The organism is Nostoc sp. (assembly GCF_036916985.1).
In the GTDB taxonomy this organism is placed as follows: domain Bacteria; phylum Cyanobacteriota; class Cyanobacteriia; order Cyanobacteriales; family Nostocaceae; genus Nostoc.
In genome coordinates this window covers 161212-184711 of the sequence record NZ_JBALFD010000012.1, presented here as the reverse complement: position 1 = coordinate 184711, position 23500 = coordinate 161212, and the positions used below count along the sequence as shown (strand labels likewise).

Annotated in this window: 16 protein-coding genes and 1 other annotated feature; of the genes, 14 read left to right on the top strand and 2 right to left on the bottom strand. The window is 41.6% G+C overall.

The features are described 5' to 3' along the window. Positions 1-389 precede the first annotated feature (389 nt). The 8 genes from V7L07_RS02985 to V7L07_RS02950 all read left to right on the top strand — a co-directional run bounded on the left by V7L07_RS02985 (position 390) and on the right by V7L07_RS02950 (position 10084). Complete coding sequence (locus V7L07_RS02985; RefSeq protein ID WP_335054911.1) at positions 390-752, top strand: hypothetical protein; 363 nt, start codon at positions 390-392, stop codon at positions 750-752. A 102-nt stretch (positions 753-854) separates the two neighbouring features. Further along, positions 855-1229 (top strand): hypothetical protein, encoded by a 375-nt coding sequence (locus V7L07_RS02980; RefSeq protein WP_335054909.1) that lies wholly within the window; start codon positions 855-857, stop codon positions 1227-1229. 505 nt (positions 1230-1734) lie between these two features. After that, positions 1735-4338 (top strand): DNA topoisomerase (ATP-hydrolyzing) subunit A, encoded by a 2604-nt coding sequence (gene gyrA, locus V7L07_RS02975; protein WP_335054907.1) that lies wholly within the window; start codon positions 1735-1737, stop codon positions 4336-4338. Continuing rightward, entirely contained in the window at positions 4319-5953 is a 1635-nt protein-coding gene (gene lnt / locus V7L07_RS02970; protein ID WP_335054905.1) for an apolipoprotein N-acyltransferase, read from the top strand. Before gyrA ends, lnt begins: the two co-directional genes overlap by 20 nt. Before the next feature lie 801 nt (positions 5954-6754). Then, a complete protein-coding gene (locus V7L07_RS02965; protein WP_335054903.1) occupies positions 6755-7129 on the top strand; it encodes a hypothetical protein in 375 nt (124 codons plus the stop codon). A 547-nt stretch (positions 7130-7676) separates the two neighbouring features. Further along, positions 7677-7759 (top strand) — a sequence feature (23S ribosomal RNA rRNA prediction is too short). Between the two features lie 132 nt (positions 7760-7891). Next, positions 7892-8722 (top strand): hypothetical protein, encoded by an 831-nt coding sequence (locus V7L07_RS02960; RefSeq protein WP_335054901.1) that lies wholly within the window; start codon positions 7892-7894, stop codon positions 8720-8722. Between the two features lie 41 nt (positions 8723-8763). Further along, a complete protein-coding gene (locus V7L07_RS02955) occupies positions 8764-9402 on the top strand; it encodes a ThiF family adenylyltransferase (protein ID WP_335054899.1) in 639 nt (212 codons plus the stop codon). Between the two features lie 304 nt (positions 9403-9706). Next, positions 9707-10084, top strand: a complete 378-nt coding sequence (locus V7L07_RS02950) for a hypothetical protein (protein WP_335054897.1) — start codon at positions 9707-9709, stop codon at positions 10082-10084. Between the two features lie 314 nt (positions 10085-10398). Here V7L07_RS02950 and V7L07_RS02945 read toward each other — a convergent pair whose 3' ends face one another. Next, a complete protein-coding gene (locus V7L07_RS02945) occupies positions 10399-11856 on the bottom strand; it encodes an AAA-like domain-containing protein (protein WP_335054895.1) in 1458 nt (485 codons plus the stop codon). A 663-nt stretch (positions 11857-12519) separates the two neighbouring features. Then, positions 12520-12924, bottom strand: a complete 405-nt coding sequence (locus V7L07_RS02940; protein ID WP_335054893.1) for a hypothetical protein — start codon at positions 12922-12924, stop codon at positions 12520-12522. 191 nt (positions 12925-13115) lie between these two features. On the opposite strand from V7L07_RS02940, the gene ppsA reads away from it, so the two are divergent. From ppsA to V7L07_RS02910, 6 genes are all read left to right on the top strand, one after another. Next, positions 13116-15620 (top strand): phosphoenolpyruvate synthase, encoded by a 2505-nt coding sequence (gene ppsA / locus V7L07_RS02935; RefSeq protein WP_335054891.1) that lies wholly within the window; start codon positions 13116-13118, stop codon positions 15618-15620. A 66-nt stretch (positions 15621-15686) separates the two neighbouring features. Next, positions 15687-16241, top strand: a complete 555-nt coding sequence (locus V7L07_RS02930) for a GNAT family N-acetyltransferase (RefSeq protein ID WP_179066988.1) — start codon at positions 15687-15689, stop codon at positions 16239-16241. Positions 16242-16286: 45 nt separating this feature from the next. Further along, on the top strand, positions 16287-17879 hold the full coding sequence (locus V7L07_RS02925) for a dolichyl-phosphate-mannose--protein mannosyltransferase (RefSeq protein ID WP_335054887.1): 1593 nt from the start codon (positions 16287-16289) through the stop codon (positions 17877-17879). A gap of 573 nt (positions 17880-18452) precedes the next feature. Then, positions 18453-19178: a helix-turn-helix domain-containing protein gene (locus V7L07_RS02920; RefSeq protein WP_335054885.1), complete on the top strand. Its 726-nt coding sequence runs from the start codon at positions 18453-18455 to the stop codon at positions 19176-19178. Further along, positions 19072-21792, top strand: a complete 2721-nt coding sequence (locus V7L07_RS02915) for a peptidase domain-containing ABC transporter (protein ID WP_335054883.1) — start codon at positions 19072-19074, stop codon at positions 21790-21792. Before V7L07_RS02920 ends, V7L07_RS02915 begins: the two co-directional genes overlap by 107 nt. A 72-nt stretch (positions 21793-21864) precedes the next feature. Further along, positions 21865-23388 carry an HlyD family efflux transporter periplasmic adaptor subunit gene (locus tag V7L07_RS02910; RefSeq protein WP_335054881.1) on the top strand — a complete coding sequence of 508 codons (1524 nt, stop codon included), beginning with the start codon at positions 21865-21867 and terminating at the stop codon, positions 23386-23388. The last annotated feature ends 112 nt before the right edge of the window (positions 23389-23500 follow it).

The window sequence follows — 23500 nt, the reverse complement described above, 5'->3', positions numbered from 1 at the left end:
ATTGCAAATTTGCTTGCGAAGCGCAAATTATTTTTGCTGGTGGTTACTTTTTAGCCGCTTTTTTGGCTCAAAAGCCCGAAATTCCGATAAACAGAGCATTTATGTAGCAGAAATTACTACCAACTAAATTGGTAAAAAGTAGCGTTTAATACAGTTTTAGAGATTAGTTTCAGCTTTGATGCTTGATAGGTGAGTAACACAAACAGTAGAAAACATACCAACCAATTTCGTGTTTCGGGGTAAATTTTGCCCTGACGAAAAATTACCGATTTGACTACAGTGAATATGCAGATAGCATCAGCAAATAATTGCTGTTTGAAGTTTTTGCACAATCAATTAGGTATTTATCAAAGTATCCAACAGATGGCAACAAAGCAATGGAGAGAGTAATGATTACTGAAGAAGACTTAGCACAGCAATTTAACGTAATTATTGAACACACTCATCCACAGATATGGAAACTGTTAAGCCAATGTTATGTGAAGATAATCAATCCTCACCCTAACTTAACAAGAGTGAATATAAAAACATGCGTCCGCCATGCAAAATACATTGGTATTTATTGCCCTGACAGACTAATTAGTGGTGTAGTAGAACAAAAAAAACTACTCAAAGAAGTAGCAGAATACTTGGGTTTAATAGAAGTTGTTTGCTTGAATGCCAATCACTTAATGCGCGATCCACTCTCAAATCTCAAGCAAACTTATCCTCAGTTGTGGTTAGACTTGTTGTGGATTGTCAGCCAAAAATAATAACCTAGCAAACCTAATTTTTCTGTAATATTCAATCTGCAAAAAATCAAAATTACCAATCTTCACCGCAGCTTCGTTATTTTTGAAGCTTGCCAAAATATTATGAATCAACCATGCCTGCATCCAGATGATTTGCCTTCACCTCAAACAATCAAGCTGAGTGAAATACTATTTAGACAGCTTGAAGAAGCAACTAAAAAAAGCTTTTTCTTAGCGTGCGATCGCATGACAAGGATTTTGTTATCGAGTTGTCATTGGTATTTCCAAATCAATAGTGGTGTTTTGACGTTGATCGTGATTTGTAATAATATGAAAAGCTATCGTCAGATCATGAAAACTGTTCCCCAATTTGCCGCTCACTTAAAACAGTTTGCCAATAGAGCTAAAATCACTGTTAGTTCTCCAGTTGACAAAGGTATACCTTGGGTACTCAATATAGATAATGCCTTACCTGAAGGAGATTTGCCTAGTACCTGATAGAGCAACCAGAATTTTTTCTAGGAAAATCATCACTTCATCTGCATCAATCATTAAATAGACTTCTTTTTCTTCACTGTATATAAGTTTTCTGCTAAATCTTTCGGCATGATGAAAGTAATGCCTATTCCTAGAAAAATTTCCCAGATTACATCAGGCTTCTCTACATTTTTGTGAATGGTTTTTGAGGAGATTGCAGACACTATCCTATACATACTTTGCTGTGTCTGACTAAATAGTAGAGAAACCTGATATTATATTAAGTAAATTTGCACTAAGTAAGCTTTTAATTCACTGCTTTTGCTAACTAAACAAATAACTTTTCAGTTGTAATTAATTATACTAAGTCTTTGCTGGACACTTAAGTTAGCTGTCCAGGCAATAAAAAGCAATATATGCTAAAATTGTATCAAAATATAGCAATTATTCAAGAGCAATTTAGAATAATTTTGCGCTTTGTTGAGTAAAAAAGCTAAAATCTACGATTTTTGGAGATTTTTAGGTTATGACAACCTCACAGGAGAGGATTATCCCGACAGACTTGCGAAACGAAATGTCGCAGTCTTATCTGGAATACGCCATGAGCGTGATAGTGGGTCGGGCGCTGCCAGATGCCAGGGATGGTCTAAAACCTGTGCATCGCCGCATTCTCTACGCAATGCACGAGCTAGGTCTGCTCCACGATCGCCCCTTTAAGAAATGCGCCCGTGTGGTAGGGGAAGTATTAGGTAAATATCATCCCCACGGCGACACGGCAGTATATGATGCCTTGGTGCGGATGGCACAGGATTTTTCCATGCGATCGCCCCTAGTAAACGGGCATGGTAACTTTGGTTCGGTAGATAACGACCCGCCAGCGGCCATGCGGTACACAGAATGCCGTTTGCAAGCTTTAACTAGTGCTGGTCTACTCCACGACATCGAATTAGAAACTGTAGACTTTGCCGATAACTTCGACGGTTCCCAACAAGAACCCACAGTTTTACCAGCACGGATTCCCCAGTTATTGCTCAACGGTTCCTCTGGGATTGCCGTGGGTATGGCCACCAACATTCCGCCGCACAATTTGGGTGAATTGATTGATGCTTTAGTGGCTGTAATCCACAATCCAGAAATCACCGATCTCGAATTAATGCAGTATGTCCACGGCCCAGATTTTCCAACTGGGGCGCAGATTTTAGGAACATCTGCCATTCGCGAAGCTTACACTACCGGGCGTGGTTCTATTACCATGCGTGGTGTCGCTAATATTGAAACCGTTGAACAACGGGGACGGCCAGATAGAGAAGCAATTATCATTACCGAGTTGCCCTATCAAACCAACAAAGCGGCGCTGATTGAAAAAATCGCCGAAATGGTGAACGAGAAGCGGCTAGAGGGCATCGCAGATATAAGGGATGAAAGCGATCGCGACGGGATGCGAATTGTCATCGAACTCAAACGTGATGCTTATCCCCGCGTCGTTCTGAACAACCTCTACAAGCAAACGCCACTGCAAGCCAACTTCGGCGCAAATATGCTGGCGTTGGTGAATAGCGAACCCCAAGTACTCACCCTCAAGCAGTTTTTAAGCGTATTCTTGGATTTCCGTATTGAATCCATTGCCAGACGCACTCGTTACGAATTGCGAAAAGCCGAGGAACGCGACCATCTCCTGCAAGGGTTATTAATTGCCCTGGCTCAGTTAGATCCAATTATTGTCTTGATTCGCCATGCGCCCGATGCACCCACAGCTAAAGGCGAGTTAATTACAACTTACGGACTCTCAGAAGTGCAAGCAGATGCGATTTTGCAAATGCAACTGCGGCGCTTGACTGCCTTAGAAGCAGACAAAATCCGTCTGGAACACGATGAATTGCAAGCGAAGATTACCGACTTGCAGGATATTTTGGCCCGGCGCGAGAGAGTGCTAGAAATCATTGAAACTGAAGTTGGGCAACTCAAAACTAGTTTTGCTACACCTCGGCGCACAGTAATTTTACCAGGGGAAGGCGAATTAGACGATCGCGACCTCATTGCCAATGAAAAAGCGATCATTTTAGTGACAGAGCAAGGCTACATCAAACGGATGCCAGTCAATACCTTTGAGGCGCAAAGCCGTGCTACCAGAGGTAAAGCCGCAGCCAAGGTCAAAGATGATGATACAATTGAGCATTTTTTAACTTGCTGCGATCACGACAGTATTTTATTCTTTAGTGAGCGTGGTGTCGTTTACTGCTTAAGAGCTTATCAAATTCCAGCGAGTTCGCGTACCAGTCGCGGGACACCAATCGTCCAAATGCTACCGATTCCCAAAGAGGAAAAAATTACCTCAATTGTACCGGTTGACGAGTTTAGCAACGAAGAATACTTGGTCATGCTTACCAAGGGTGGGAATATCAAGAAAACCGAATTGACAGCCTTTAGTCACATTCGCGCCAATGGCTTGATTGCTATTTCCTTAGAAGAAGGCGACCAACTCCGCTGGGTGCGACGCGCCAAAGTTGAGGATAGTGTAATCATTGGTTCTCGTAATGGAATGGCGATTAACTTCCGGTGCAACCACGAACAACTGCGTCCTTTAAGTCGGGCGACTCGTGGAGTAAAAGCCATGAAACTCAAAAATAAAGATGAACTGGTGGGTATGGATATTCTGCCCGCAGCAATTCTTGAAACTTTGGATGTTACAGAAGCCGAAATTGAAGATATCGAAACAATCGAAACAGAAGATATCGAAATTACCGAAACTAATGAAGAGTCCGCAGAAGTGCCTAGCAGTGGCGTTGTTGGCCCTTGGGTGTTGGTAATTACAATGGGAGGATATGGTAAGCGCGTACCAGTTGCCCAGTTCCGACTACAAAATCGTGCTGGTCAGGGTTTAATGGCAACCAAGTTCAAAAACCGCAAAACCAAAGATAAGTTGGCAACCCTACGCATTGTCAACAATGATGATGATGAAATCATGATGGTGACAAATCGCGGTATTATCATCCGGCAAGCGGTGAATGCGATTTCGATCCAATCGCGATCGGCGACTGGAGTAAGAGTGCAGCGTTTAGATGAAGATGATGCCATTACCGGAGTGGCAATAGTTCCACCTGATGCTGGCGATGCAGAAGAAGCAGAGTAGAAAGCAGGGAGAGCCAGAGAGGCAGGGGAGGCAGGGGGAGAGGTTAACCGCCTTACTCCCTTACTTAATTGCCTTAGCCAGTGGGATTTTAATGGGAATAACCGTCGCTCCAGTGGGTGCATGGTTCTTGGCTTGGATTGCCCTAGTCCCTTTATGGGTACTAGTTGTTACTTCAGCCAAACGCAAAAACCAATCCCCCTCTGCTCCCCCGGCTTTCCTCTGGGGTATTGGTTTTCACGGTGTCGCCCTATTTTGGATTACGGGAATTCATCCCATGACTTGGTTGGGCGTTCCGTGGTTGCCGAGTTTGGCAATCACTCTTTTCTGTTGGGGATTTATCAGTGTCTTGGGAGGGGTATTCGTTGCTATTTGGGCGGCTGTGATGGTTCGCCTGGGCGGACAAAAACCCTGGCTACGTATACTTATTGGTACAGCCGTATGGTGCGGTTTAGAAAGTCTGTGGAGTGCGGGGCCTCTTTGGTGGAGTTCCCTCGCTTACACGCAGAGTCCGCACAATCTCGTAATTGTACATCTGGGGCAACTCTCTGGACCTAATACTGTGACAGCGGCGATTGTGGCTGTTAATGGGTTAATTGCTGAAGGATGGACGAACCGCCAAGACGCAAAGAGCGTAGAGAGAATTTCCTCTGTGTTCTTTGCGCCTCTGTGGTTCGTTAATAAATACTTAGTTACCGCCACAGGACTATTAATTAGCTTACACCTCATAGGTTTTATCTTATACAGTCGTCCCATTGCCCAACCACCAGAAGCAGCCTTGAAAGTGGGGATTGTTCAAGGTAATATCCCGAATCGACTTTTACGAAGTTCTGAAGGGTTTCGTCGCGCTCAAGAAAATTACACTAATGGGTATCTAACTTTAGCAAATCAAGATGTAGATGCAGTTCTCACCCCAGAAGGAGCCTTACCTATTTTCCAGCGTGACTTGTTGGGAACTGCCTTAGTCGCAGCTGTAAAGGAAAAAGGCGTAGTTGCTTGGATTGGGGCTTTTGGTGAACGAGGAGATAGTTATACAATTAGCTTGTTTACTTTCAATAGCAAAGGTGAAATTGTCAGCCGCTACGATAAAGCCAAACTAGTACCTCTGGGAGAATATATTCCCTTTGAAGGGATTTTAGGTGGACTAGTTCAACGCTTGTCGCCTTTGGATGCACATCAAGTTGCTGGTTCAGCAAATCAGATATTTGACACTCCATTTGGTCGTGCGATCGCTAGTATATGTTACGAATCTGCTTTTCCTGAACAATTTCGCCGTCAAGCGGCGGCGGGTGGGCAATTTATCCTCAGTTCTTCTAACGATGCTCATTACACTGCATCGATGCCATTCCAGCATCATGCACAGGATATCATGCGGGCTATTGAAACCGATCGCTGGTCAGCACGGGCAACTAATACCGGATATTCAGCTTTTGTAGATCCTCATGGTAGAACCTTGTGGATATCTGGATATAATACCTACGAAACTCATGCTGAAACAATTTATCGGCGACAGACACAAACTTTATATGTGCGTTGGGGTGATTGGTTAACACCATTGTTATTTATCTCCTCTGGAGGAGCTTGGCTGGTAATTCGCAGTATAAATAAATCTCACTAATTTTGGAAAACCTTAGTGTATTGAGTCTTTGGCGTGATTTTGTCCAGAGTTGAACAATTAGCGATCGCTTAACTACTTAATTTTACCCTTGCCAGTGACTCAAAAGTTGAGCAAGGTAGAAGTACGGAATTTTTCTTTGAAAGCTAAATTTTGGACATTCATAGCCACTTATTTCAACCATTTTTGAGGCTTTTTCCAAATGAATAAATTACTGATCGGAATTGGTATGTTTTTAGGAACTACTATTGGCAGTTATATCCCGATATTATGGGGTGGAAGTTTGCTATCGATTACCTCGATCCTATGGAGTGTTATCGGGGGAATTGTAGGTATTTTGATCGCATATCGTGTCTCGAAATATTTAGGGTTTATTTGAGTTGGTTTGGTTGGATCTAACAACCAGGTAATAGCTTATTATTTACAGTTTATACTAAAAATCTTTAGTAGTTATCATTTACCTACAGTTTTGATACATCTTGTGGGGTGGAGAGAAGTCCGATCTAAGACTTTAGTAAATAATAAGAGAGTATCTTAATCATTGCTGAATAAGGATTTGCGCCCCATTTTTTAATAAAATAAATGTAGCCTATTCACTTAATAATAGATGTAGAAAAAATTACATTCTGCTAAATAATTAATGTTTTCATACACAATTTTAAAAAACTTGCAATTCTTCATAAGGATGAAATTGCGTATTATAATCTCATACCAAATTCAGTTTAAAAAAAGCGTGTAAGTGAGAACTTTCAGACTTGAAAGTGTTTTAATAAAGTTATTACCGAAGTTTAGAGAAGCAAAAACATGAAAGGTTTCAGGAAGCTATCCTCAATAGCAGTGTTGCTATTTGCCTTTGTGTCTCCGCCCTCATTAGCTGAAGCAAAAAATATTTCTCAAAGTAATGCTCTGAATGAACAGAGCGTTGCACCAGATGCTAACCTGGTTGGAAATAAAACCAGAGAGTTTTTGATTGCTCAATGGCGAGAAGGACGATACCAAAGAATCCGACGACGGCAAATAATTCAACGCCGGCAACCCTTCGGCAGACGGCAGATAATCCGACGAAGGCAGTCCTTTGGCGGACGGCAGATAATCCGACGCCAGCAGTTGAGACAACGGCAAATAATCCAACGTCGGCAGCCATTTGGCGGACGGCAGATAATCCGACGACGGTATTAATGGCTTGTGACACAACTCAGTCAATGGTTAAGGACTTCCAAGAAATAAATTATCCAATCTTGTGGGGTGGGCAACATGAGCGCCTTTAGTTACTGGGCGGGCGAGACGCCAACCCCACATTAACAATTCAAAATTCAAAACTAAATAGTTGGATATTTTTTATTTGGAAGTCCCTTACCCGGATTTCTCACAAGTGAGAAAAAAGCACTTGGAATAGCTAGATTTAGGATAGCTTAATTTATACATTATCAGAATTCTAAAGAGTACGAGCAAATCAAGTCTGGTTCAATAGACATCTCCGAAAAAGAATGTAAAGACGTAGCAGTGCTACGTCTTTACAAGGGTTCTGGGTAACGCATATTTAATTTCTGGAGATGTCTAATGGAAAATGCGATCGCGCTCTACTCCAAAATATATCTTTTCATATCTTCCAATTTTGTGTAGTATATTGTATTATAGTAATATCCTGCGTGCCCCAACTCTTGGAGCCTACATACTAGTACGAGAGGAACGGTACACTGTCAATTACAGTGGGCGTGTGTGAACGGGGAGTACAAAGAATCTGGGAAGTTGGCTTAAAAGTAGCCATCTTTTAAAGAGTGTGTAACAACTCACCAGCGGAGTCCCTCTAGTAACTGAGAACACGCAATGCTCCAGCAACTTGCACGCAGGATTATATTAATTCGTAATTAAGAAAGTGAAATTTCATAACGGTTTCTAGGGTTGTATTGGCAGCCTTATTTTTTAAAATTGGTATTAGTTATGACTAACATATTTAAGCTAATCAACCAAATTGCGATCGCAGAAGCAGAGTTATATAACACCCAATTTCTTGCGCCCTGTGTCAAGGGTGGACGAGTTCGCACACGAGTAGCCGGGATGATCTGCACCTTTACGCCAAAGCCTAGTAAATTTGAGGGTTGGGGAATATTTCAGGCTGTGGATCAGAAGACAGCAAAGGTGGTGGAAGAAGCAGACTTACCCCAGATTGCAGAATATCTGCAACACTTTCCCCAAATACGACTGCGGTTAGTACACTCACTGCCGGGACAAACTTGGTTGGCATACCCTGTGAATGAAGCAGATATGCGTCAACGGTTAAAGGTAGTTAAGCCGATTGCAGTGCATCTAGTAACCGAGGGTGTTACATTTGAGCAAATTATTGTCCGCTGGAATGGGCAGTCATGCTGGTTCGAGGAAGTAGATCGCCGTACCGATCCGGCAATTTCTGAAACTCTGCAATCTGCCCTCAAGCAACTCACTCCGGCTGAGGAATTACAGTTTAAGGGCATCACTCCAGAAATCCGCACAGTGTATGAATTAGCAACTCAGCGCATTGAGGGTTTTAGTCAACCCCAACAGGATGAAAAACGACTGAGAAAAGCATTGCAGATCGGCGGCGGTGAATTAAAGCAGTTCCACGATCGCGGCGATTACTGGACAGTCGATTGGACAACGGCTGATGGTGTTCGCCATAGTAGTGCGATCGCCAAAACAGACTTGACTGTTGTCAGTTCTGGCATTTGTCTAAGTGGACGCGATCGCGATTTTGATTTGCAATCCTTAGTAGGTGTGATGGAACAACAAGAATAGTGAGAACAATCGAACTAATTAATTACGAATTACGAATTATTATGAGTATCTTTTTTCACGAACAGCTTTACCGCAGCAATGCTGTGATGGCAAAGCTGAAAAATTATCCGATCACAATTTGCGGGGCGGGGGCATTAGGAGCTAACATTGCTGAAAACTTAGCTCGGTCTGGTTTTGATAAACTGACAGTGATTGATCGCGATCGCATTGAGGAGCGCAATCTTTCGACTCAGCCTTACTACCGTTCTGATGTGGGAGCATTTAAGGCGAAAATATTGGCGAACAATTTATATCGAGCAATTGGTACTAAAGTTGATGCCAAAACAAAGGAGTTGACATCAACAAATACAACTCAGTTACTCCAAAATAGCCAGCTAATTATTGATGTCTTTGACAACAGCTTGGCACGTCAAGCAGTGAAAGATTATGCCGATCAAAAAGGCATTCCCTGTCTTCATACTGGACTATCAACTGATTATGCAGAAGTGATTTGGAATGACATTTATCGCGTTCCTTCTGAGGTGAATGATGATGTCTGTGATTATCCCTTAGCACGAAACCTGGTGATATTAACCGTTGCTGTGGCTTGTGAAGCAATTATCTCATTCATTGCAACAGCAGAGCAGCGTAACTTCACCATCACCCTTAAGGATCTGACTGTTCAATCTTTGTTTTTATAGGTTGTGTAGACGTTCTTAGGGACTTCCAAATAAAAAATACTCAATTACTGCTTATGGGGTAAGCGACACGAGCGTAGCGAAGGGCGGATAAGATGTCCACCCCACAAGATAGGATAATTTATTGAAAGCGACGGGAAACTCCATCCCGCAAGATAGCGAGACGACATTAACTGTCTTCTTAACTGTCTTATCTGTCATTGCATTTTCTTACTGATGGCGAGAAAATACAAACGTGACGGTAACAAATCTTTGTCAAAAATGCAATTATTTGAATCAAATTTATTCTTTTATAGGATAAAAAATCATGAGTTCGTTTAATCAAAGGCGAAACTATATATTAACACAAGGTAAAGGCATAAATCTGTCTGGCAATCCCATTCAAACCGAAAATTTTTCTATTCAAAAGACCTTACGGAATGGTGGAAAAATCCGTTTTAAAATTCGTTATTTGGCTGATTTACAGGGTTTTTGTATGTTGGAAGTTTTTCTGATGAGAGCGCATAATGGAATACAAACTGCCAGCATGAGCATCCCTAACAGTAGTTCGATAGCCAATGTTCAAGAACAAGAACAAGAATTTAGTATTTGGGAGCCAGGAGATTATTACTTCTTGTTTAAAATGTCTTGTAATAATGGAACATTTTATATCGAGGATTATCAGCTTTATTGGTCAGCTAGCTAATTGTTTATAAGAAGAATTCAGAACTCAATAGCGGAGCCGGAGACGCTCCGCCTCCGGTCAGAATGGGCTAAACTTTAGCTATCCGCTAACAGTATGAATTCTGTACGAGAGGGTGATACGGAAAATTAATTAGGGCTTGCTGAATACTTTTCAGATATCATCTCAATAACTCATATTCAAGAGAAGTCTGAGCGGAGGAAACCACCACTCGAACTTCTCTTTCACTTCTGTACGATAGTGCGTAGCTTACTACTTTTAGCGTCCCGTAGGTAAGGGGTGAGGGAGGTGCGAGAGAAAGAATATCTGATAGTTTCTCAAGCACGTTTTTGTAATGATTGATATTCAAACTCAGCAACGCCTAGTTGTTTTTTAAAGTAGGCACGGTAGAGTTCGCAACGTGGTAGGATGCGATCGCCTTCATAAGCAATCAACCCTAAGCTTTCGAGCTTATGAGCGTCAATGGGGTTCAGAGAAATACTTTGCTTTGTGTTCACAACCTCAATATATGCCTTTACCAAACTGGGATTTTCTTGTAAGATTGCCCAGTGTCGCCATAAATGATAACGATAGATACCGCCATTAGCGATCGCCTCCTGTATCAGTTCTTCTAAGGTGATTCCTTGACAGCATAGATAATACAGAGCAATCCGAATCAGTGCGGGATGTCCCCCAACCAGAGACATCAGTTGAGTAACTTCCTTATTAGAGTTCCAATCTAGTCCGTGCCTTTGGGCTAAATATTTTACTTGCTGCCTAGTAAATTCTGGTAGATGGATCGGTAGTCCAATATTAAATGGAGAGCGGTTGATATCCAGAGAAACATATACTTCTGTGGAATAAACTACCACTAGCCTTAGTTTCTGCAAGTTGTTATCTTGTCGTGCTTCTTCATACCAAGAGCGCAAAAAACCAAAGAACTCCTGAGCAATTTCAGGATATTCAAAAAAGCGATCAACCTCATTTAATACTAGAACCACTGGGCTTTGACTCTGCTTGAGCAAATAAGATTGCAAATATAAACTGCAACTCAACTTACAGCCTATTTCCTCATCCCATTTGTCATCTAGCTTCGGATCAATGCCCAATTCTGTGGCAATTTGCCAGCACAGAGAACGCAAAAGCTTGTTTAAGTTTGTCAGACAGCTGGAATCTATTTGGTTGCAATTGACCTTTACCGGGCGGTAACCTTGCATCTGAGCAAAGGCTAACAACCGTAGCACAAGAGAACTTTTACCCATCTCTCTTGGCGCTCGAATCCGAATCACACAGCCAGGTTGAATTACTTCTCGATAAACTAGTTCCTCAATGGGGGGACGTTCAACATAGAACGGGGAATCTAGAACTACGGGACCATCTGGGTATGACCAAAGATTTTCTAGTTGATCGTGGTGCTGAGTAGCAAAAGTGTCTAAGGATAAAAACTGGGATATCTGGTTTTCTTTTGTATCTAATGTATCCAATCCCCGTGAAAAAGCTTGATAGCTTTCGGTATGATTTGGTTCTCTGACGATCGCATAGTCTTCCCTGTGTAACTCTAGGTTAAAGGCACTAAAACACAATTTCAGGGTTTTTTGATCTACGCCTGTATTCAACGACCATAATCGGTTTAGAGTTTTGGTAGAAAGATTCATGCGATCGCCTAAATCTTCTAGAGTGAAGCGATGCCCATTGTTTTGTACCTTTTCTATGGTCAGAATCGCCGCTTGTAAACGCTTCAACCCAGCGATCGTTAGGACAAGTCCCCGCTTTCTCGTGCTTTTAGATTGCTTCATGTCGCTAATTATCTATCTGCTTTTTTCTTTACCGTCTGAGCTATCTCCTCATTGTTTCATGTTTTAAAACAGTTATTCAACAGTTACTTACCCGTTCTTAGAGTATTATTTAATTAGTAAAAAAATATACATCTATCTTTAGAGGTATTTATATAAGTGGGTATAAATAAACATAACTATATTGATTATCTTTTTTCCCGCCTCTGTGGAAAGGGGCTGATAATTCTGCATCAAGTATTTTTGATTACTTGCAAAGTTCACTTTATTTGTAACGATTTACTCAGTGTGACTGAAAATTAAGCGTTCTAAACTCTGTGGCGCTTGCCATCAATCCAATATCTAATTTTTTTGCTATGGTGATCCCAAAGGAATTGTTAAATGATTACGAGGTGGAAATCAAGTAGCTAGTAAATTATGGGTATATTAAAATACAGATATACCTGGATGGTTTATCTGTAAAGTGCATCTAGTTTGTTACTTAAAACCTCGTTTCCAGCCTCCGGCTGGAAATGCTGCTCCTGGTGGCTCTGCCGCCAGTAAGGGAGGCGGAGCCGGAGCCTCAACGACGAGTATTCCCAGTCGGAGACTGGGAACGAGGCAGACCTGAGTATATTAAAATACAGATATGCCTGGATGGTTTATCTGTAAAGTGCATCGAGTTTATTACTTAATGGGTTGGGCAATACGCGTTTCAATATCTTCCAAAGTTTGTAATAATAAACGATTTGCCTGCAATTTCCAACCCCATTTCTGAATTCTATAAGCTAATACAGTCCCAACTATAGACGCTAATAAACAGATGGGTTGATTTAAAGAAATTCCTAATAACAAACCCAATCCAGCAATTCCCCAAAATGGTAAAGCTACTGCTTGTCTTTGTTCTTCCACAACTTGGGTAATTAGATTAGATTTCATAGTAGCGAGTAATGCCTCTTTGACTTGTTGCTGTTCTGTTACCGACACTGTTAAATCTATTTTACGACGTAGTTTTTCCATTTTTCGGGCATTAGTACTGTACTCAGTTAGCTCATCTTCTGCCATTTTCAGGATTTGTTCTAGTTGTGCCATCGTCTATTACATCCGGTATTTTGACAAAGTTATTAAACTGAAAATTGTTAATTTTTATTGCTTATAGCCTTGCATTTCATTGCTAAATATCAAACCACGCGACAGAATCAAAAATCTAAAATTTAATATGGGAAAAATATAGTACGAGTTATGCACTTACAAGTTGAGTATAAACTTAAAAGGTAATATTTATGGCTACAGTATCTACAAGTACTTTATCTCTATCTGCCCAAGAGCGATCGCTCATCTTGTGGTTTGATGAAGTTGGTATTGCTGACATCCCTCTAGTTGGTGGTAAAAATGCCTCACTGGGGGAAATGATTCAACAGCTAACCCCCAAAGGCATTAACGTTCCTACTGGATTCGCCACTACTGCTTACGCTTATCGTTACTTCATTCAATCAGCAGGATTAGAAGCAAAGCTACGCAAACTCTTTGCAGATTTAGATGTTGAGGATGTCAAAAATTTGCGAGAACGGGGAAAAAAAGCGCGATCGCTATTAATCCACACGCCATTTCCGGTAGAATTGCGAGAGGCGATCGCCACAGCATACCATCGCCTCTGTGAACAATACCATACAGAAACAGATGTGGCAGTCCGTTCCAGTGCCACCGCTGAAGACCTCCCCGACGCTAGTTTTGCTGGACAGCAGGAAACTTACCTCAACGTTGTCGGTGCAGAAGGAGTTTTAGCAGCTTGTCATAAATGTTTTGCTTCCATATTTACTGATCGCGCTATTTCTTATCGTCACGCCAAGGGATTTGACCACTTTAGCATTGCCCTTGCCGTTGGCGTACAAAAAATGGTGCGTTCTGACTTAGCAACCTCTGGGGTAATGTTCTCCATTGATACAGAAACCGGATTTAAAGATGCAGCACTAATTACAGCCGCCTATGGTTTAGGTGAAAATGTTGTCCAGGGGTCTGTAAATCCCGATGAATATTATGTTTTTAAACCAACTTTAAAAGCTGGTTTTCGTCCAATTATCGATAAAAAATTGGGCAGTAAAGAACTGAAAATGATTTATGATGACGGTTCCAAATTTACGAAAAATGTTTCAGTTTCGGTCAGCGAAAGAGGTAAATTTGCCCTAAGTGATGAAGAGATTTTACAGCTAGCAAATTGGGCGTGTTTAATTGAAGACCATTATTCCCAAGTCCACGGCATTGCCACCCCAATGGATATCGAGTGGGCAAAAGATGGCATTACTAACCAACTTTTTATTGTGCAAGCACGTCCCGAAACCGTCCAGTCACAGAAGACAGGAAATGTGCTGCGGAGTTATCGGTTGTTATTAAGGAATAGGGAATGGGGAATAGGGAATGGGGAAAAATCTTCCCACTCTTCATTATCTGATTCCCAATCTCCAATCCCCCTGGTTACGGGAAGTGCGATTGGAGAAGCTATTAGTCAAGGGAAAGCACGCCTAATTTTAGATGTTCAGAAACTCGACCAGTTCCAAGTTGGGGAAGTTTTGGTGACAGAGAGAACTGACCCCGATTGGGAACCAATTATGAAACGCGCCAGTGCAATTGTCACCAATTCTGGGGGCAGAACGTGTCACGCCGCAATTATTGCGCGAGAATTGGGTGTACCTGCGATCGTGGGATGCGGTAATGCGACAGAAATCTTAAAACCTGGTCAAGAGGTAACAATTTCTTGCGCTGAAGGGGAAGAAGGAAAAGTTTATGCAGGCTTATTACCTTTTGAAGTTGAAGAAGTTCCTTTAGAGAACTTACCGCGTACCCATACTCAAATTTTAATGAATGTGGGTAATCCCCAAGAAGCATTAAGTTTATCGGCAATTCCTAACGATGGCGTAGGTTTAGCGCGGACAGAATTTATCATCGCTAACCAAATTCAAATTCATCCAATGGCGTTGATTCATTATGAATTGTTAAAAGATGAATTTGTGAAAGCTAAAATTGCTAACATTACCTCACTTTATGACGATAAAACTCAATATTTTGTCGATAAATTAGCCCAAGGTATAGGTAGAATTGCGGCAGCATTTTATCCCAAACCTGTGATTGTCAGAACATCCGATTTCAAAAGTAATGAATATGCCAACTTGTTAGGTGGACGACAGTTTGAACCCAATGAAGAAAATCCCATGCTGGGTTGGCGAGGTGCAGCGCGTTACTACGATGAAGGCTACAGAGAAGCTTTTGCCCTAGAGTGTCATGCTATCAAACGGGTGCGGGAAGAAATGGGTTTGACAAATGTTATTCCGATGATCCCCTTTTGTCGCACTCCCGATGAGGGGCGTTTGGTTTTGGCAGAGATGGCAAAAAATGGTTTAAAGCAAGATGTTAACGGCTTGCAAGTTTATGTGATGTGTGAGTTGCCCAGTAATGTTATTCTGGCTGAGGAATTTGCTGACGTATTTGATGGCTTCTCGATTGGTTCTAATGATTTAACTCAGCTGACATTGGGGATAGACAGAGATTCGGCGTTGGTAGCGAGATTGTTTGATGAACGCAGTCCAGCAGTCAAGGAAATGGTGAGAATGGCTATAAAAGCTGCGAAAAAACATAACCGCAAAATCGGTATTTGTGGACAAGCACCCAGCGACTATCCAGAATTTGCCCAGTTTTTGGTTGAACAAGGAATTGACTCAATTAGTCTGAATCCAGATTCAGTTTTAAAGACAATGCTAGAAGTGGCCAAAGTCGAGGGTACTAATAATTCGTAATTTGAGTAATGTATGTCAGTTAGAGACCGCTAACACGAGAACGTCAAAAATGCCCTAATAAGCCAGATGACAAATCTTTTGGAAACCGAACGCTTGATTATTCGCAGTTGGATACCCGAACGCGATGCCGAACAAGCATTTGCAATTTACAGCGATCCTGAAGTTACACACTTTCTCGGTAAATCTTCTCACGTCACAAGCATTGAGTCACAACGTCAGCGCTTGATTGAAGGTATCGAGCGAATGCACCAACGCAACAATGGTACTGGTTCTTGGGCAATTGTCGAAAAGGAAACTACAACAATTGTGGGAACTATCCTTCTTAAACAATTGCCCGACAAAGATGGTTTACCCACTCAAGATTATGAGGTAGGCTGGCACTTGAGGCGAGCTTCTTGGGGTAAAGGCTATGCAACAGAAGCAGGACAAGCTATGCTCAACTACGGATTTAGTGTTTTGAACTTGCCAGTGATTTATGCTGTAGTGAAGCCAGAAAATCATGCTTCAATCCGTGTAACCGAACGATTGGGTATGAAACCAGTGGGACAGACAAACAAGTATTACGGTATTAAACTACTCCTGTTCAAACTAAATACACCTGTAAAAATAGAGGGGGAATAACCAATGCCCAATGCCCAATGACAAATGACAAATGACAAATGACTAATGACTAAAAAATGGTTCCGAATTGGGATGGTGAGTGTATTTCTTCTCTCACTTGCTTTACGGTTTTGGGGACTGGAGCGATTTAACACTCTGGTATTTGATGAAGTTTACTTTGCTAAATTCGGTAATGATTATCTCACGCGGACACCATTTTTTAATGCTCATCCGCCACTGAGTCAATATATTATTGGTATCGGCATTTGGATTGGTAGTCACATTCCTTTTTGGCACGATACCGTAAACGGATTGACAGGTTCATTGCGATCGCCTTGGACTTATCGGTGGTTAAATGCCCTCACAGGCTCATTTATTCCTGTAGTTGTTGGTGCGATCGCTTATCAATTAAGTTATCGCCGTACCTTTGCAATAATTGCAGGATTGTTTACAGCTTGTGATGGCATCTTTCTAGTTGAATCTCGCTATGCTTTAAGTAATATTTATATCGTCATCTTTGGTTTATTAGGTCATTGGTTTTTATTGTTGGCATTAGATAACCAAAATCGGCGGCGTTCTTTGTGGTTAGTTTTTGCTGGCATTGCTTTTGGTGCATCAGTCGGTACTAAATGGAATGGTTTATGGTTCCTGTCAGGTGCTTATCTTGTTTGGATAGCAGCTTGGATAATTCATTTAATACATTCTTTTTCTAACCCCAAACTCTTGTTTACATCCCCCTCATTGGAGGATGCAGGAGCCAGGAGCCAGGAGCCAGGAGGCAGAATTCAGGAGTCAGAATGGGCTAAACGCCCCGCTACCGCTAACAGGAGCCATAATTCAGGAGTTAGTACTTATTCTCCACCATTTTCACCATCTCTACCATCTGAGTCACCACTACAAAACTTGACTCAGCTAAATATTTTCCAGATGTTATTTTATCTAGGAATAATTCCAGCTTTTATATATAGCATCATCTGGATTCCCCACCTTCAACTAGATAAAACTTATGGATTTATTGCAGTACATCAGCAGATTTTGAAATTTCATTTGCATTTAGGTGGTAATAGTTCAGATGTGCATCCTTACTGTGCTGCTTGGTATAAATGGCCTTTGATGACTCGGCCAATGGCATATTATTATCAAACGGCAGAAAGTATCACCGAACCATTACCTGTAATGGGGCCACCTTTGCCTGCTGGTGCTGGACAAGTTATTTATGATGTCCATGCAATGGGTAATCCATTTTTATGGTGGTTTGGTATTGCTGCTATGTTGTTTTTAGTAGGAATGCTGGTGTTACAAAGCGTAATTCCTTGGGTGAAGGAAAAGCGTTTTTCTGTGCCTACAACTCTTAGTGTTGATACTTGGATTGCCTTGTATATAGTTATCAATTATGCCGCTAACTTATTACCTTGGGTGAGGGTGACGAGGTGCGCTTTTATCTACCACTATATGTGTGCAGTGGTGTTTGTATTTTTAGCGATCGCTTGGTTTGTCGATCAGTGTCTTCGCAGCTATTATCAACAACTCCGAGTGCTAGGTGTCACCATTACTTTTATTATTCTGGCTGCTTTTATTTTCTGGATGCCTATTTATTTGGGTTTACCCCTCTCCCCTGATGGTTATAAGCTCCGAATGTGGTTCAACTCTTGGATTTAATTAAAGAGGCAGCGATCGCCAAAAAGTGCGTAGATGCACACGGGGAGTAAATTGTAGTCAATCGTCAATTTGGATTATCAATTATAACATTTATCGTCACTTTCCTTTGGTTAAAATCTCAATATTTCGGCAAATGGTGAATAAAGTGATATTTGATACATTTGACGGCATATAATCAACTGTCACTCAGGGAATTACTTTTGAGTGTTCAGATCCCTGTATAGAGAATTTTTTGCTTCCCTGTAAAAACTTTCAGGGAAATTTTTAATGGCGCTACTTGATAAAACTTACTTACAACTACTCATTTTTTGATACTTAAAAACAAAAAATATAGTGATAGTACTTAATTAACATATTTAGCTAATATTTCACCAAAACTTATACAGTGCTTAATCTTCGGAATTTACAAAGATGATTGGTAGCTTGGTGTATCCATAATAAAAAATACATAAAATAATGTGCGCTATTAGTGTAATAATCTGCACGTGTAAACACTCATGTGGAAATGCTTGATAAATTACGCATCAAGCACGGGGCATTTGTGGATCTATAAAACTAGCAAATTCTACGTATATGTCCAACTGCCAAGCGAAACCTGAAACCCAGTACTTAAGTGCATCTGGTGGTAAGTGTTTAACACCGTTTCAGCGGAAACTGCTACTACAAAGTTTGCATAATAGTTTACCTGAATCCTACCGCCAACGAATTGAAATTATGTTGTTGGCGGATGAAGGGAAAACTCAAACAGATATCTGTCAAACCTTGGGATGTTGTGCAGCAACAGTACGACATTGGACACACATAGCCAGGGCTGGGATGGCGCACCAATGGCAAGATTGCCCCATTGGTCGCCCCAAGGCTGTGAATGATGAGTATTTAGAGCGTTTGAAGCAACTAGTTAACAACAGTCCTCGCGATTATGGGTATGCTTTTCGACGCTGGACAGCAAACTGGCTTGCGAAACATCTAGCAAAGGAATTTGGGATTGAGGTAAGCGATCGCCATCTCAAGCGACTGCTCAAACAGATGGGATTATCGACACTACCAAAACCCAGCAATCCTGAACAAAGCAGTAATGAAGAGACTACGAGTTCCAAAATCTTGATTAGTGACCTCAAATCGGCAGCTATTCCTGATAATTCCGAATTTTTACCTATTAACTTTGCAAAATTAGGAAAAGATTTAGACGTTTATGGCGCAAGATATATCTGCTCAGTTAGTTTCCCTGCAACAGTTCAACAATACTCTGGGCTATTCTCTTTCGACAGAGGAATTTCAATACTGTCTTCAAGAAGTTAAATTTATCAACCCAAAAGTCGGCAAATTCTGGCAAGGAACTGATGTTAAAGCTGGTATATATATTGCGATCGCAGGCAAAGTCAGGTTGTTGGATAGCGCCGATGAGTTAATCGCCACTTTGGAGGTGGGAGAGTCCTTTGGAGAATTTACCTTATTTAAGGAGGGTGATTTTAGACCTTATGCTGCTAGGGCTTCAGTAAACTTGCAATTATGCTTCATTCCTGAAGAAGTGTTGTGGCCACTGATGGCTAAATACCCACAAATTCGCGAGCATTTATGGGCTAAGGCACTATCTCGTAATCCCCAACAAGTAGATTCAGAGAACCTTTCATCTGATTCAAAACTGCCTTATGAAACGAAGATTTTGTCAACGCCAGCAGTAGAGCCGCGCGAGAAAAAGATTAACAAAGCCTATTTTCCCAACTCCACGCAGCGAGTTGGGCATTTATTACAACGTGTGATTCGGCGTTATCCGTTTTTTGCCCAACAGAGTGGATCGGATTGCGGTGCAGCTTGTTTAGTGATGGTGTCTCGCTATTGGGGAAAAAACTTTAGTGTAAATCGCCTGCGGGATATCGCCAATGTTGACCGCAATGGCTCGTCATTGCGGGGGTTATCGGCGGCGGCGGAAAGTATTGGGTTTGCCACACGACCAGTGAAAGCGAGTCTCGATCAATTGGCAAAACAAAAATTACCTGCGATCGCTCACTGGGAGGGTAAGCACTACATTGTTGTCTATGAAATCACTCCTAAGCAAGTGATTGTGGCAGATCCTAGCATTGGTCAACGCACCCTCAGCCACCAAGAATTTAAAGCTAACTGGACAGGCTATACACTGCTGTTGCAACCTACAGCCTGGTTAAAGGATGCCAAGGAGGCTACAACCCCCTTTTGGCAATTCTTTGAGTTGATGAAGCCTCACTCTTTAGTAATGTTGGAAGTATTTGTCGCTTCCTTATTTATCCAGATTTTCGGACTCGTTACGCCCCTATTTACCCAGTTAATATTAGACCGAGTGGTGGTGCAGCGTTCTGAACTAACCTTAACAGCAGTAGGGTTAGGACTACTAATTTTCAGTTTATTCCGTGTAGCGATGACGGGGTTACGGCAATATCTGTTAGATCACACGGCGAATAAGGTGGATTTAGCCCTGATTGTGGGATTTATTCGCCATACCCTGCGGCTACCCTTAAGTTACTTTGAGTCCCGTTATGTGGGGGATATTATCTCTCGCGTACAAGAAAACCGTAAAATTCAACGCTTTCTCTCCGGCGAGGCATTATCCATCCTGTTGGATTTAGTCACTGTCTTTGTCTATTTAGGATTGATGTTTTGGTACAGTTGGAAAATGGCGTTGCTGGTATTGGTGATTGTACCGCCTTATTTCCTGCTAGCATTGATTGCCACACCTTTTTTACAAAAGATTTCCAGGGAAATCTTTAATGCTATTGCTAATGAAAGTAGCTATCTGATTGAAGCCCTTTCTGGTGTGCGAACAGTTAAATCTACAGCAGTAGAACAGACAGTGCGTTGGCATTGGGAAGAGCTATTAAGTAAGGAAATAAAAACTAACTTTTCCGGGCAAGTTATCAGCAATCGCCTGCAAATATTCAGCAACACAATTGAAGCAGTGGTAACTACCATCTTGCTATGGTTTGGAGCGTACCAAGTGATTCAAAACCAGCTAACCATTGGGCAATTAGTAGCATTTAATATGTTGTTGGGAAATATTATTACACCCTTCCAACGATTAACAGTTTTGTGGAATCAATTGCAAGAAGTGGTGATTGCGGTGGAACGCATTAATGATGTGTTGGATACGGAGCCAGAAGAGGATTTACAGCACCAGGCACGGCAATCTTTACCACCTATTCAAGGTAACATTCGCTTTGATAAAGTGACCTTTCGCTATCACCCTGAAAGCGATATCAATGTTTTAGAAAATCTTAGTTTTGAAGTCCACAGCGGACAAATGGTTGCCCTAGTGGGACGGAGTGGTTCGGGGAAAACCACGATTTCTAAGCTGGTTTTGGGGTTGTATTCCCCCACAGATGGCAAAGTGTTGATTGATGGTCACGATATCACCAGTCTTTCCTTGCGTTCTCTACGCGAACAAGTTGGGGTAGTTGACCAAGATACCTTTTTGTTTGGCGGAACGATTCGGGAAAATATTAGCTTGGCACATCCTGGGGCAACTTTGGCAGAAATTATTGAGGCGGCGCGATTGGCGGGTGCTGATGAGTTTATTAAAAAGTTACCTATGGGTTATGAAACCCAGATTGGTGAAGGAGGAGGGATGTTGTCTGGAGGACAGCGACAAAGAATTGCGATCGCTAAGGCGTTGTTAGGCAATCCCAAGCTGTTAATTTTGGATGAGGCTACTTCCCATCTGGATGCAGAGTCAGAAAGGATTATTCAGACAAATTTAAACACAATTCTGAAGAGCAGAACCACCTTAATAATCGCTCATCGCCTTTCAACTGTGCGGAATGCAGATTTGATTTTGGTGCTAGATAGAGGCGTGTTGATTGAGAGGGGGACTCACCAAGAGTTGATGGCCAAGCGGGGACATTATTTTTATCTCAATCATCAGCAATTGGATGTTGCGGGGTGAAACCAGAGGAAAAGGAGGAAGTTTTTCTTGTCTCCTCACTCCTAAAATTCCAAATTGATATCAGGAAAAATCATGCCAAACACATTGAATGGAAAGGTTCAAACCCAAATCCATGAGGTAGAACAGCACAAAGAATTTTTCAGGGAGCAAACACCCGTTAGAGCAACTGATGATTGGGCTAATGCGACCAAGGATTTACTTGATAGTTTACCCCAGGTTTGGACAAGGGGATTGCTGTATTTTTTGATAGTATTTGTGTCGATCATTTTACCTTGGGCAATGCTATCAAAGGTGGATGAAACTGGTTCGGCAAGAGGGCGACTTGAGCCAAAGGGAAAGACGGTTAGGCTAGATGCTGCGGTGGCTGGTACTGTTGCCGAAATTCGGGTCAAAGAGGGTGATTCGGTGAAAGTTGGGCAGACTTTATTGGTGTTGGAATCAGAATTAGCTAAGGCGGAATTGCGGCAGGCACAAGATAAGTTAGAGGGACAATTAAATCGACTTTCTCAGTTAAATTCATCTAAAAGTCAGTTAGTTGTATCGTTGACAACACAACAGCAACAAAATCAATCTCAACAGTTAGAAAAACAGTCTCAAATTGACCAAGCACGACAGAATATGAATGCTCTGAGGAATTCTTATGACTTACAAAAAGACGAAAAATTAGCTCAAGTAAATCAGGCACGGCAAACTCTTGAGCATAGTCAAACAGCTAATAAATTAGTACGCAGTAGTTTAGTGAGTACGGAGCGGGAAGTTGAACGCTATCGCAGTCTTTGGCAGTCAGGGGTTGTTCCAGAAATTAATGTTGTGGATAAGCAAGATATAGCTAAAGATAAACAACAGTTATACGAACAAAATCAGTCAGATATTCAGCAAGCTAAACTACGTTTGATAGAACAACAGAGTAGTTATGAGCGGACTATTCGGCAAGCAAATGCAGATATTGAACAAGCGCAGTTGCGATTAAAAGAACAGGAAAGAAGTTATCAGACTTTGACTCGCTCTAGCAAGTTAGCTCTGCTAAAAATCGACGAACAACAGAAGAGTTTAGAGACAGAAATTACTACACTTCAGTCAGAAATTGCTCAAAGTAAGAGTCAGATTGTCTCGTTAAAGTTTCAGTTAGGACAACGAGAGTTAAGAGCTACAGTGAATGGTAGAGTGTTTCAGTTACCCATACAACGGGCTGGGTCTGTAGTACAGCCTGGAACAATGATTGCGGAGATTTCGCCCCAAGGTTCGCCGCTAATAATTAGGGCACAAATAGCGACAACTGAGAGTGGTTTTTTGCGAAGAGGATTGCCAGTCAAGTTAAAGTTTGATGCTTATCCGTTTCAAGATTATGGGGTGGTAGAAGGAAAATTATTAGAGATTTCTCCTACTACTATAGAGATAGAAACACCTAATGGAAAGATAGCAGCTTATGACTTGGAAATTGCCCTAAACCAAAATTGTATTCCCTCGGCTAATAAGTGTATTGCCTTGCATCCTGGAGATACGGCGACAGCTGAGGTAATTGTGCGTCAGCGTCGGATTATAGATTTTCTGCTTGATCCATTTAAGCAGTTACAACAGGGTGGAGTGAAATTGTAGAAAACTTTATTTCCTTCTCTACATCCAAAGGACATGGGAATTGAGAATGTAAAGACGTTATATGTAATGTCTCTACATCCAGCTAATAAGTCATGATCTCATCTTTTGTTTT

Excerpts from the sequence above, each read along its gene's own strand:
- V7L07_RS02985 (WP_335054911.1), top strand. The coding sequence starts at position 390 with ATGATTACTGAAGAAGACTTAGCACAGCAATTTAACGTAATTATTGAA.
- V7L07_RS02980 (WP_335054909.1), top strand. The coding sequence starts at position 855 with ATGAATCAACCATGCCTGCATCCAGATGATTTGCCTTCACCTCAAACA.
- gyrA (WP_335054907.1), top strand. The coding sequence starts at position 1,735 with ATGACAACCTCACAGGAGAGGATTATCCCGACAGACTTGCGAAACGAA.
- lnt (WP_335054905.1), top strand. The coding sequence starts at position 4,319 with ATGCAGAAGAAGCAGAGTAGAAAGCAGGGAGAGCCAGAGAGGCAGGGG.
- V7L07_RS02965 (WP_335054903.1), top strand. The coding sequence starts at position 6,755 with ATGAAAGGTTTCAGGAAGCTATCCTCAATAGCAGTGTTGCTATTTGCC.
- V7L07_RS02960 (WP_335054901.1), top strand. The coding sequence starts at position 7,892 with ATGACTAACATATTTAAGCTAATCAACCAAATTGCGATCGCAGAAGCA.
- V7L07_RS02955 (WP_335054899.1), top strand. The coding sequence starts at position 8,764 with ATGAGTATCTTTTTTCACGAACAGCTTTACCGCAGCAATGCTGTGATG.
- V7L07_RS02950 (WP_335054897.1), top strand. The coding sequence starts at position 9,707 with ATGAGTTCGTTTAATCAAAGGCGAAACTATATATTAACACAAGGTAAA.
- V7L07_RS02945 (WP_335054895.1), bottom strand. The coding sequence starts at position 11,856 with ATGAAGCAATCTAAAAGCACGAGAAAGCGGGGACTTGTCCTAACGATC.
- V7L07_RS02940 (WP_335054893.1), bottom strand. The coding sequence starts at position 12,924 with ATGGCACAACTAGAACAAATCCTGAAAATGGCAGAAGATGAGCTAACT.
- ppsA (WP_335054891.1), top strand. The coding sequence starts at position 13,116 with ATGGCTACAGTATCTACAAGTACTTTATCTCTATCTGCCCAAGAGCGA.
- V7L07_RS02930 (WP_179066988.1), top strand. The coding sequence starts at position 15,687 with ATGACAAATCTTTTGGAAACCGAACGCTTGATTATTCGCAGTTGGATA.
- V7L07_RS02925 (WP_335054887.1), top strand. The coding sequence starts at position 16,287 with ATGACTAAAAAATGGTTCCGAATTGGGATGGTGAGTGTATTTCTTCTC.
- V7L07_RS02920 (WP_335054885.1), top strand. The coding sequence starts at position 18,453 with ATGTCCAACTGCCAAGCGAAACCTGAAACCCAGTACTTAAGTGCATCT.
- V7L07_RS02915 (WP_335054883.1), top strand. The coding sequence starts at position 19,072 with ATGGCGCAAGATATATCTGCTCAGTTAGTTTCCCTGCAACAGTTCAAC.
- V7L07_RS02910 (WP_335054881.1), top strand. The coding sequence starts at position 21,865 with ATGCCAAACACATTGAATGGAAAGGTTCAAACCCAAATCCATGAGGTA.